The organism is Candidatus Pseudomonas phytovorans, from assembly GCA_029202525.1.
Classification (GTDB): Bacteria; Pseudomonadota; Gammaproteobacteria; order Pseudomonadales; family Pseudomonadaceae; genus Aquipseudomonas; species Aquipseudomonas phytovorans.
Window position 1 is genome coordinate 4,365,485 of sequence record CP119325.1, and the last position, 10,852, is coordinate 4,376,336.

A 10,852-nucleotide genomic window follows, 5' to 3' on the forward strand; every position below is an offset into this window, starting at 1 on the left:
CCCTGCCGGTGTACCGACTGGCCATTGCGGAAGTACTGACGATGAAGTTCCCTCGCTCCCCTCTTTCCCTGGCGCTGTGCTGCGCGCTGGGTCTTTTTTGCGCGCTGCCGGCGCAGGCCGAAGTCGTGGTCCTCGACCCGCCGCTGGTGCTGCCTGAGCAATACCCCGAAGCCGAGCAGCCCGCCGATGCGCAAGCCTATGCCAGCGAAGCCGACTACCCGGCCGAGCCCGAGGCGCAAGCCGCGCCCAGGCTGCCGGCGCAACTGACCGAGGTCAACGCGACCCGCGATGTGCACCTGCTGGTCAAGCAGGGCCGCCTGCTGCAACTGCCCAAGGCGGCCAACCGGGTATTGGTTGCAGACCCGAAAATCGCCAGTTTCCAGGCTCCCACGCCAGGTAGCGTGTTCGTCTTCGCCCAGGCTGCAGGCACCACCACGCTTTACGCCATGGATGACCAGGAAAATGTGATCGCGGCCATCCGCGTGGTCGCGGACTACGACCTGGAGGCGCTGCACAAGCAAGTCGTTGCCGAAGTACCCGGCGCCCAGGTGCAGTTCAGCCCGTCGTCGGCCAATGGCCTGGTGGTGCGCGGCAGCGTGCGCACGCCGCAACAGGCCCGCCAGGTGATCACTGCCGTGGAGGGCTACCTGGGTTCGCCCGCCAATGGCGCACGTGGCGGCGGTGGTGGTGGCGGAGGTGGTGGCGGGAACGGCGGTGGTAGCGGCGGCAGCGACGAGGGGCCACGCGTGATCAACCAGCTCAAAGTCGAGTTGTCGGCCCAGGTCAACCTCAGCGTGCGCATCGTCGAAGTGTCACGCAGCCTTAGCTCACAACTGGGCCTGAACTGGGACGCCACGCTCAAGGACGGTAACTACTTCTTCCGCAACGGCGCCAGCCTGTTCGACGCCACCACCGGTGCGTTCAGCGGCGGTGCGGTCACCAATGCCGTGGCCGGTGGCTTCCACCGCAACGGCTCGACCACCGTCGCCGGCCTGCTCACCGCCCTGTCCCAGGATGGCCTGGCTACGGTGCTGGCCGAACCCAACCTCACCGCCATGTCCGGTGAAACCGCAGGTTTTGCCGCCGGTGGCGAAGTACCGATCGTGATCGTTACCAACAACAACATCACCATCGAGTACAAACAGTACGGTGTGATCATGCGCATGACCCCGACCCTGCTGTCGCCCAACCGCATCAGCCTGCATGTCGCACCCGAAGTCAGCGACCTGTCTGACGAAGGCGCCGTCGAGTTGCAGGGCAACGTAATCCCGGCGTTCAAGGTCCGCCGCGCCGATACCACGGTGGAACTGGCCAGCGGGCAGAGCTTCGCCCTGGCCGGCATGCTGCGCAGCAACAGCGCCCAGCAGGTTACCGGGGTGCCTGGCCTGCGTGACATCCCTGGTGTCGGCCGGCTGTTCGAAACCCACAGCTCCAGCCAGCAGGACACGGAGCTGGTCATCATTGCCACCGCCTACGTAGTCGAGCCCACCAACCCTGGCGAGCTGCAATCACCTGGGCGCGGCATCGCTCAGCTGGATGCGCAGACCCCTGCACAAGCCACCGCCGGCTACCTGTTCTGAGCCTAGGAGACTGCCCCATGCACCTCGCCAAACCCGTGTTCGTCGCCCTCTCGCTCGGCCTGCTGCTGACCGGTTGCGACCGTTTCGTCAACGACCAGCGCACTGCCAACTATGCCCCCGAGGCGCCACTGCCAGCGATCAGGGCCGTGCCTTCGGCGCTGGTGGCACACCTCAAGACCACCGCCGCCGGCGGCCTGGACCAGGCGTCGCTGGCGGACCTCAACACCCTGCTGGCACGCCAGGGCCGCCTGAGCCAGCAAACCCTGACCCTGCGCCCCTCCACACCCAATGGCGAACAAGTGGCCAACCGCCTGGCCACGCTACTGCGCCAGCTCGGTGCTCGCCAGGTGATCCAGGCCCCTACCCAGCTGCAGCGCGGCGGCGACACCGACCTGCAAGTGGTTTCCGAAGCGGTGGTGGCACAGGTGCCCGACTGCACCATCGCCAACCCCGACCAGGTGGCGGTCAAACCCTTCATCGCCACCGGCAATCTGGGCTGCGCCAACCGCGCCAACATCGCCCGCATGGTTGCCGACCCGCGCGACCTTAACCGTGGCCAGGCCCTGGACGGCGGCGACGGCATCGCCGCGTCCAACGCCGTCGACCGTTACCAGCGCCAGCAGACTGCAGAGTTGCTGGACATCAACTTCAACAAGGACTGACCGGGGAGCGCTCAGATGAACGACACCACGCGAACCACCCACGGCACCGGCGAGACCCGCCCGGCGCTGGCGCTTTACGTCGCCAACAGCAGCGATGCCCAGCTGTTCGGCCAGTACCTGCAACGCCTGGGCCTGCCCGCCGATCTGTCCCAGCCTGGCGGTTTTGCCGCCGCCCTGGCCGGCTGCGAACTGCACAGCGCGCCAGAGGTGCTGGTGGTCGACCTCGACGGCCAGGCCTCGCCCTTGCAGGCAATTGCCGAGTTGAGCCAGGTGTGCCCGCCGTCCACGCGCCTGGTCGCCCTGGGCAGCGCCCACGACCTCAACTTGTACCGCGCGCTGCTGCATGCTGGCGTGCACGACTACCTGTGCAAGCCTGTGCCGTTGGACCAGTTCGCCAGTACCCTGCGCCGCGCCCGCGACCCGCAGGAGCATGGCACCCCCGGCAGCCGCACCGGCCGCACCCTGGCCGTTACAGGCGTCGGCGGCGGGCGCGGCACCAGCACGGTGGTGGCGGCGCTGGGCCGGTTGCTGTCGGTGGAGCGCCACAGCAGCAGCGCCGTGGTCGACTTCGACCGTGGCCGCTGCGACCAGGCGCTGCTGCTGGGCCATGAAGGCGATGCCGGCCTTGCGGCAACGCTGGCCGCTGGCGAACTGGACTCGCGCCTGCTGGAGCGGGCGATCGCCCAGGTTGACGAACGCCTCTACCTGCTGGCGCAAAACCCCGACCTGCACAGCCCCGACAATTTCAGCCGCGAGCACCTGCTGAACCTGGGTGCCGGCTTGTGCCAGCTGTTCAACCAGGTGATCTGGGACCTGCCCAGCGGCCGCTGCCATGGCGCACTGGACGTATTGGCGCATGCCGACACGCGCATCCTGCTGTGCGACTTCAGCGTGCAGGATGCACGCAACTGCGTGCGCCTGCTGGGCGAGATCGGCGATGAAAGCAACGGCCAGCGCCTGTTGCTGGTGGCCAACCCACAACGCCCCGGCCACAGCGATGTGGTAGAGCGTGAGCAATTCGAGGACTTTATCGGGCGCAAGGTCGACCTGACCCTGCCCCACGCTGGCAGCAGCCTGGCCGACAGCCTGCTGGCCGGCCCGCTGCAGTTGAACCGCGCCCCGGCCCTGCGCCAGGCGTTGCTCGACCTGGCCGACATGGCCTGTGGGCGTACCCCGGTGGCCGTACCCATGGCCGCCGGCAACCTGATCCTGCGGTTGCGCCAGGCCCTCGGCCGCACGCGCCGTGCAGCCTGACCCAGGAGCGCGCGCATGATCATTCGCCCTACCCGCAAAGCCCCGGCGGCCGCCACCAGCAACCCGGCCCCCGCCCCGGTCCGCCCCACCAACGATCTCCCGCAACGCGCCGCTGCGGCCAAGCCTGCCGATACCTTGGGCACGCAGAACCGCCGGTTGATCCGCAACCAGCTGTACGACCAGATCGACCCTCTCAAGGCTGCGGCCCTGGGCCGTGATGCACTGCGCCAGCAAGTGGAAGCGGTGGTGCGGCGCATCTGCGACGACAGCCGCCTGCAGCTGTCGCGCCAGGAAGAGCAAGCGGTCTGCGAGGAAATGCTCAACGAGATGGTCGGCATCGGCCCGATCCAGCCACTGCTGCATGACGACTCGGTCAACGACATCCTGGTCAATGGCGCCGGTACCGTGTTTGTCGAGCGTTACGGCAGGCTGGAACTCTCGCCCATCACGTTCATCGACGAAGAACATGTGTTCAACACCGCCCAGCGCATTGCCGCTGCGGTGGGCCGACGCATCGATGAAGCCAACCCGATGGTCGACGCGCGGCTGGCCGACGGCAGCCGTGTCAACGTCATCACCCACCCGCTGGCAATCGACGGCACCACCATCTCGATCCGCAAGTTCATGCGCCGCAACATGTCGCTGGAACTGCTCGCCGAGCGCAGCGCGCTGTCGGCCGACATGGTCGAGGTGCTCAAACGCGCCATGCTGGCCAAGCTCAACATCGTCGTGTCGGGTGGTACAGGCGCGGGCAAGACCACCTTGCTCAACGCCCTGTCGCAGAACATCAGCGACGCCGACCGCGTGATCACCATCGAAGACGCCGCCGAATTGCAATTGCAGCAGCGCCACGTGGTGCGCCTGGAAACCCGCCCGGTCAGTGCCGAAGGCACCGGCAAGGTCGACCAGCGCGACCTGGTGCGCAACGCCCTGCGTATGCGCCCGGACCGCATCATCCTCGGCGAGGTGCGCGGCGGTGAATGTTTCGACATGCTCCAGGCGATGAACACCGGCCACGACGGCTCGCTGTGCACGGTGCACGCCAACACCCCGCGCGACGCCATCATGCGCCTGGAAAACATGGTGATGATGGCTGGCATGCAGTTGCCGCTGGAGGCCATCCGCCGGCAGATCGCCAGCGCGGTGAACCTGATCGTGCAGGTCGAGCGCATGCGCGACGGCGCCCGGCGCATCGTCTCGGTCACCGAGGTTTGCGGCATGGAGAACGACGTGATCCAGACCCAGGAACTGTATGGCTTCAAGACCAGCAACATCGACGCCGATGGCCGCCTGACCGGGCAGTTCATCGCCAGCGGCCAGCGCCCATTGTTCTACACCCAGCACGCGCACCTGTTCGGAGGCCTGTGATGGACGCGGTCCTCGACCTGTTCACCCTGGTGGTGTTCCTTTGCGTACTGCTGGCCGTGTATGCCGCGCGCAGCCTCAGCGGCAAGCACCAGCGCGCCCTGGCGCAGGCCGAGCGCATGGCCGCGCTCAAGGCCAGCATGGGCAGCAACGCACTGGACATTGCCGGCGAAGATGGCCTGCTGCGTGACGCCAACGCCCCTGCGTTTACCCGTTGGCCGGTACTGGGCAACGCCCTGGGCCGGCTGTGGACCGACCTGGCGACCCTCGGCTGGCGCGACAGCCTGCGCACCCGCCTGGGCATGCTGCTGCTCGCCAGCGTGATGTTCGCCGTGCTGCTGGGCCGCGAAACCCCCGCGCCGTGGCTGTACGGCAGCCTGTTGGCGGTGCTGGCGTTCGGCATCACGGGCCTGGTGCTGTACCGCCAGGCCATGGGCAAGTACCTGCAGCAGCTCAAACTCGACTTGCCCCAGGCCATCGATGCCATCACCCGTGCTGCCCGCGCCGGGGTGCCGGTGAGCAATGCCTTCAGCATGGTCGCGCAGAACCTCAGCGGCCCTTTGGCGCGGGAGTTCGTGCAGATCGATAACTGGCTGCGCCTGGGCCTGCCGCTGCGCCAGGTGATGCAGGAGTCGGCCAACCGTGTGCCGCTCAACGAGTACCGGTTCTTTGCCGTGATCCTGATCATCAACATGGAAGCCGGTGGGCGCCTGGGCGAAACCCTCGATCGCCTCTCGGCAACCCTGCGAGAACGCCAGGAGCTGTTTCTGAAAATTCAGGCAAAAACGTCCGAGGCGCGCGCCTCGGCCAAGATCGTTGGCGCACTGGTGCCCTGCGCGCTGGGTTACATGTACTTCAACTCCCCCAAGGACTTTCGCTTCCTGCTCAATGACCCTACCGGCAACAGCGTGCTGTTCTACGCCTTTGGCAGTGTTGCCCTGGGCTTGCTGATTACTCACCTGATGGTCCGGAGGATCGGATGACCACACTGCTCGACGATCCTTTCATCCTCGGCGGCCTCGGCCTGCTCTGCTGTGGCCTGGGCACTGCGCTGATCGGCCTGCATCGTCGCCAACGCCAGCCAGCGCTGCGCCAACGGCTGGGCCGCGATGCCCGCACTGACCAGGCGCAGGCCGATATCCTGCGCGACCAGGGCCTGCAAGTGCCACAGCGTTTCCACGGCATGCTCCAGGCCACCGCGCGCATTGGTGAGCAACTGGCCGGTGGCGAGGGCGACCGGCGCAAGCTGTGGGCGCTGCTGACCTTGGCCGGGTTGCGTCAGCGTGAAGCGTTGGGCCTGTTGGTTACCGGCAAGTACCTGCTGGGCCTGATGCTGGCCGGGCTGGTGCTGATCGGCGCTTTCGATGCGGGCCAGCGCCTGACCCTCAATGGCATGGCCAGCGCGCTGATTGCACTGTTTGTCGGCACCCTGCTGCCCGAGCTATGGCTCAAGGCACGGGCGTCACGCCGCGGCGGGCGCCTGGAGCGTAGCTTGCCGGACGCCCTGGACCTGATGGTGATCTGCGCCGAAGCCGGCCTGCCATTGGGGCGCATCCTGCAAGTGGTGGCCAAGGAGCTGGCACTTTCGTCGCCGGAAATGGCCGAGGAGCTGCGCTACACGTGCGCCGAGTTGCAACTGGTCAGCGACCGCTCCAGAGCCTTGCAGAATTTCGCCGACCGTACCGGGGTGAGCGGTATCGAGAGCATGGTCTCGACACTGATCCAGGCCGAGCGCTATGGCACACCGCTGTCCCAAGCGCTGCGCACGATCTCCGACGAAACCCGCAAGACCTTGGTGCTCACCCTCGAAGAGCGCGCCGGCAAGCTGCCGGCCCAGCTCAGCGTGCCGCTGATGACCCTGATCCTGCCCCCCATCATCGCCATGATGGGCGCCCCGGCCCTGGTGCGCATCGTGCGCTTGCTGGCGCCATGAATTTCGACTCTCTACAGGTACCCACCATGTCCCGCTCCCTTATTGCCCTGTCACTCATTGCCCTGCTTGGCCTCGGTGGCTGCAGCAGCCTGGGCCCTGCCCTGCATGCCGGCCAGGCGGCGCCAACAGGGCGCGAAGCAGCCGAGGCCCTTAAACTTGCCCGTGTGCTGCGTGACAACGGCCGCCTGGCCGGCGCGTTCGAGGTATACCAGCGCCTGGACCAACGCCAGCCGCTCAAAGGTGCCTACCTGGTCGAGTACGCCAGTGTCGCCGCTGCTGTGCGCCCGGCCCGTGAAACCTACGCACTGTTCGACCGTGCACGACGCGACGTGGGCGCGGACATGGCCGGCCTTGGCGCCACCGAGCGCCAGGCGCTGTGCGGCGGGCTGGGGCGCGCCGCGCTGGCGTTGGGCAACGCGGCCCGCGCCGAAAGCGACCTGCAATGTGCACTGTCGGTCGAAGGCGACCGCAGCCAGCGGGCGCAACTGCTAAACATGCTGGGCGTGGCACAGGCGCAACTTGGCCAGCACGCTGTTGCACGCGAATCGTTCAACCAGGCCCTGGCCCTGGACCCAGGCTACAGCGCCGCGACCAACAACCTGGCACTGAGCTGGCTTGCCGAAGGCGACCGCAGCAAGGCCATCGGCCTGCTGAACAGCGCACGCAATGGCGGTGATGTGGCACTGCAACTGAACCTGGCGCTGGCCTATGTGCTGGACGGCCATGACGACACCGCCCGGCGCATCCTCGAAGAACGTCTGGCGCCCGACTACGCCGCCCAGGTGCTGGAGCGCTTCCAGGCCACGCGCCAGCGCATCGAAGGCGGCGCACCGGTGGCCAGCGAACTGCTTGCCGCCAGCCAGCAGCCCCTGCAACTGGCCAGCCAGGACTGAACACCGATGAAAACAGCCCTGCAGCGCCTGCGCAGCCGCCAGGATGGTGTTACCGCGGTGGAGACCGCCTTCATTTTGCCGGTGCTGTTGTTCGGCCTGATGATGCTGTTCGAGCTGGCCCACATGGCCATGGTCATCGCCGCTGGCAACCTCGCTCTGGAGCATGCCGTGCAGCGTTTTCGCAGCACACCGGACTACTTCCAGCTCAGCCCCGAGGCGCTGGAGGCCCAGGTGGTGCAGCGCATGAGCGAGCGCAGCTTCAACCTCTTCCAGGCTGACGAACTGAAGGTCGACGTGCTGCCGTTCGAGAACCTGCGCAGCTTCGGCGAGTCGCGCTATGGCGCCAGCGAAGAGACCAGCAGCGGCGAGGATGCCGCGAGCCAGGAGCAGGACACTGCGGACCGGGTGTTCTCGCCGCCCATCCTCAGCGTCACCGTCGACCTCAAGCAAAGCTACCTGACCACCTTCCCCGCGCTGTTCGGCCTGGGGGACGGTTATCAGTACCAATACCGCCACTTGCTCGGCAACTTGCCCAGCGGCCTTGAAAGCGAGGACAGCCAATGAGTTTTCGCCGCAGTGAGCACGGCAGCGCCGCAGTAGAAACCGCGCTCATCCTGCCGATCATCATCGGCATCACCTTGCTTGGCGCCGACCTTTACACCCTGCACCAGGCGCGCAGCCACCTTGAGCAGTCGGCGCACACCATTGCGGCCACCTTGGGCGTGCAGAGCCGCCTGGACGCCAACGGCCTGCAGGCGCTGGTGGACGACGCAACGCGCATGACCGCACGGCTGGACACCGAACTGGCCCCGCTGCCTTTCGAGCTGATCATCAGCAAAGTCGAGCAGGACCGCAGCATGGCCTGGCGGCCGCTGCACCGCGGCGCAGCCAGCGGTATCTGCACGCCGAATAGCGAAGGGGCGGTGTTTACCGGGGAGCTGCCGCAGGTGCCAAAGGCTGCCGACGATGACAGCGAGCCGGACAGCAGCGACAGCTCGGTGGTGGTGGTGCAGCTGTGTACCGAAGTCGACAAGCTGATGCTCAGCAGCTTGGTGCTGGCTGAAGACATCCTGCAGGTGCAGGCGGTCAGCCGGCTTCAGCATGGGACACCGACGCTGGACAAGGTGCTGACCCAGGAGATGGTGCCCCAGGGCGCGGAGGATTGAGGGGGGGATTGTAGCTCGCATGGGTACGCCACAGCAGCTTCAGCGCCTATGAGATCGAGCGCCGCCCGCGCGGCGCTTCGCGGGGCAAGCCCGCTCCCACATTTGTTTCGGGCCAGTAAATCCTGAGGCATTGGCGCGCGGCCCCTTGTTTGTACGACGCGATATAGAGCCATGCGCCAAGGGCGCGCGCGCCAATGGATGCAGGAATAATTGGCCCGAAACAAATGTGGGAGCGGGCTTGCCCCGCGAAGCGCCGCGCGGGCGGCGCTCGATTTGCGCTCCACCACAACACCCAAGCCAAGCACCCTGCCCCACCACAAACCCACCCCCCTATACCCCCTAATTAAGCAATCTTAATAAACCACCAGTTGCCGCTAACAAGAAGCATTCCTATCTTTGCACCGCCCGCTTCACCCAGGAACCCGCCCCATGCCCGCAACCTTGCGTCACCGTCTGCGTCTGTTCGCCCGCCAACAGCATGGCGCCATCGCGCCCTTCGCGATTCTGTTGATCGGTGGTGCGCTGCTGACCACCGCTTTCGTCATCGAAACCACCCGCGCGATGGAAAACACCGCTCAACTCAAGCGCGCCACCGACGCCGCAGCCATGGCCGTGGGCAACCAGCGCCTGCTCGACGACCGCCTCAGTGAACAGCAGATGCAAGCGCTGGCTGCAGGCTTCGTACGCGCCAACCTGGGCACCGACCATGAACTGACTGACCAGGTCGACGACGGCGCCGTCAGCGTTCAGCAACGCCGCGGCGAGGACGGCAAGTTGTCGATCACCGTGTCGGCCAGCTTCACCGCCCATGCCGACATGCTCGGCGCTGCGAACCAGTCACTGCAGATAAGCTCCACCGCCGAGGTGGTCAACCGCCCGGTCGAAGTGGCACTGATAGTGCCCAATACCCTCAGCGAAGGCGACCGCGATATCGCCGCCCTGCGACGCATGACCCTGGCCTTCGCCAAACAGGTACTGGGCACCCGGCCTGACGGCAAGACCTGGATCTCGCTGGTGCCGTACAGCCAGGCCGTGAATGTGTACGACGCCGAAGACAGCAATCGCATCCGCCGCTGGGCCAGCCCCGCCGCACTCACGCCGGTCGAGCTGCGCTCGTTGTTCCGCACCGGTTACAGCGGCCTGGCCGACCAGCGTATCCCCGACCGGCGCGCCAACCTGCTGTGCATGTACCGGGGCCTACGCCTGGGGCAGAACTACTTCTGGGACCAGCCGCCTTCAGGGCAATTCAAGATCTACTACCGCCACGACCTGCCAGAAAACGGCAGCCCCGGCGCACCGGCCATCTCCTGGACCGGCCCCAACCCGGACTTCGGCCAGGCCTCCGGGGTCAACGACACTCGCTGGATGGTCGCCGACAAGGGTTGCCCGGCCGCCGCCCTGCTGCCGCTGACCCGCGACATCGAACGCATCGAGCGGCGCACCGAGCAGTACTCCACGCGCTTCAACACCAACTACGCCATCGCCATGGGCTGGGCCGCCATGGCGCTGTCACCGCGCATGCGCGGCAGCGCCGGCTGGGGCGACAACGAATTGCCACTGGACTTCAACGCCGATGGTGAAGGCGACAACACCAAGATCATCGTCATGCTGGCCAACACCAGCGGCAACTGGTTCGACACCGATGGCTACAACGCCGAGGTCGGCGAAGCCATCGATGGCGATGGCGCAACCGGCACCGACGGCTCGGTGCGTGTCGCCGGGCAACGCTTCACCCAGTTGTGCCAGAGCTTTCGTGCCCGTGGCCTGAAATTCCACTTCCTCGGTGTACGCCCGGGTGACCCGCAGGACTTCGGCCGGGTGCTGTTCGACAAGGTCGCCGGCCCCGGCCTGCAGCTGTGCGCCGGCAACGGCAGCATGACCTTCGCCAACGCCGAGAACTTCGCCGACGGCGAAGCACAGATCCAGAACCTGCTGACCGACATCGCCCAACGCATCAAACACGAGCGCTTCGTGCGCCTGATCGATTGACAAGGACCCG

The 10,852-nt window shown here is 66.6% G+C and carries 10 protein-coding genes; all 10 read left to right on the forward strand.

What is annotated here, in order from left to right:
* The first annotated feature begins 41 nt into the window (after positions 1–41).
* The 10 genes from P0Y58_19275 (at position 42) to P0Y58_19320 (ending at position 10,842) form a co-directional block, all read left to right on the forward strand.
* On the forward strand, positions 42–1,580 hold the full coding sequence (locus P0Y58_19275; protein WEK29037.1) for a type II and III secretion system protein family protein: 1,539 nt from the start codon (positions 42–44) through the stop codon (positions 1,578–1,580).
* 17 nt (positions 1,581–1,597) lie between these two features.
* A complete protein-coding gene (locus P0Y58_19280) occupies positions 1,598–2,242 on the forward strand; it encodes a CpaD family pilus assembly lipoprotein (protein WEK29038.1) in 645 nt (214 codons plus the stop codon).
* Between the two features lie 15 nt (positions 2,243–2,257).
* Positions 2,258–3,496 (forward strand): hypothetical protein, encoded by a 1,239-nt coding sequence (locus P0Y58_19285; GenBank protein ID WEK29039.1) that lies wholly within the window; start codon positions 2,258–2,260, stop codon positions 3,494–3,496.
* 15 nt (positions 3,497–3,511) lie between these two features.
* Positions 3,512–4,864 carry a CpaF family protein gene (locus P0Y58_19290; protein WEK29040.1) on the forward strand — a complete coding sequence of 451 codons (1,353 nt, stop codon included), beginning with the start codon at positions 3,512–3,514 and terminating at the stop codon, positions 4,862–4,864.
* Positions 4,864–5,844: a type II secretion system F family protein gene (locus tag P0Y58_19295; GenBank protein WEK29041.1), complete on the forward strand. Its 981-nt coding sequence runs from the start codon at positions 4,864–4,866 to the stop codon at positions 5,842–5,844. The genes P0Y58_19290 and P0Y58_19295 overlap by 1 nt, the downstream gene beginning before the upstream one ends.
* Positions 5,841–6,794 (forward strand): type II secretion system F family protein, encoded by a 954-nt coding sequence (locus P0Y58_19300; GenBank protein WEK29042.1) that lies wholly within the window; start codon positions 5,841–5,843, stop codon positions 6,792–6,794. The genes P0Y58_19295 and P0Y58_19300 overlap by 4 nt, the downstream gene beginning before the upstream one ends.
* Before the next feature lie 26 nt (positions 6,795–6,820).
* A complete protein-coding gene (locus tag P0Y58_19305) occupies positions 6,821–7,687 on the forward strand; it encodes a tetratricopeptide repeat protein (protein ID WEK29043.1) in 867 nt (288 codons plus the stop codon).
* Positions 7,688–7,693: 6 nt separating this feature from the next.
* Positions 7,694–8,251: a TadE/TadG family type IV pilus assembly protein gene (locus P0Y58_19310; protein ID WEK29044.1), complete on the forward strand. Its 558-nt coding sequence runs from the start codon at positions 7,694–7,696 to the stop codon at positions 8,249–8,251.
* Positions 8,248–8,853: a hypothetical protein gene (locus tag P0Y58_19315; GenBank protein WEK29045.1), complete on the forward strand. Its 606-nt coding sequence runs from the start codon at positions 8,248–8,250 to the stop codon at positions 8,851–8,853. The genes P0Y58_19310 and P0Y58_19315 overlap by 4 nt, the downstream gene beginning before the upstream one ends.
* 429 nt (positions 8,854–9,282) lie before the next feature.
* The gene (locus tag P0Y58_19320) at positions 9,283–10,842 is read left to right on the forward strand and encodes a hypothetical protein (GenBank protein ID WEK29046.1); all 1,560 of its coding nucleotides are present in this window, start codon (positions 9,283–9,285) and stop codon (positions 10,840–10,842) included.
* Positions 10,843–10,852: the final 10 nt, after the last annotated feature.

Excerpts from the sequence above, each read along its gene's own strand:
- P0Y58_19300 (WEK29042.1), top strand. The coding sequence starts at position 5,841 with ATGACCACACTGCTCGACGATCCTTTCATCCTCGGCGGCCTCGGCCTG.
- P0Y58_19310 (WEK29044.1), top strand. The coding sequence starts at position 7,694 with ATGAAAACAGCCCTGCAGCGCCTGCGCAGCCGCCAGGATGGTGTTACC.
- P0Y58_19275 (WEK29037.1), top strand. The coding sequence starts at position 42 with ATGAAGTTCCCTCGCTCCCCTCTTTCCCTGGCGCTGTGCTGCGCGCTG.
- P0Y58_19320 (WEK29046.1), top strand. The coding sequence starts at position 9,283 with ATGCCCGCAACCTTGCGTCACCGTCTGCGTCTGTTCGCCCGCCAACAG.
- P0Y58_19280 (WEK29038.1), top strand. The coding sequence starts at position 1,598 with ATGCACCTCGCCAAACCCGTGTTCGTCGCCCTCTCGCTCGGCCTGCTG.
- P0Y58_19290 (WEK29040.1), top strand. The coding sequence starts at position 3,512 with ATGATCATTCGCCCTACCCGCAAAGCCCCGGCGGCCGCCACCAGCAAC.
- P0Y58_19315 (WEK29045.1), top strand. The coding sequence starts at position 8,248 with ATGAGTTTTCGCCGCAGTGAGCACGGCAGCGCCGCAGTAGAAACCGCG.
- P0Y58_19295 (WEK29041.1), top strand. The coding sequence starts at position 4,864 with ATGGACGCGGTCCTCGACCTGTTCACCCTGGTGGTGTTCCTTTGCGTA.
- P0Y58_19285 (WEK29039.1), top strand. The coding sequence starts at position 2,258 with ATGAACGACACCACGCGAACCACCCACGGCACCGGCGAGACCCGCCCG.
- P0Y58_19305 (WEK29043.1), top strand. The coding sequence starts at position 6,821 with ATGTCCCGCTCCCTTATTGCCCTGTCACTCATTGCCCTGCTTGGCCTC.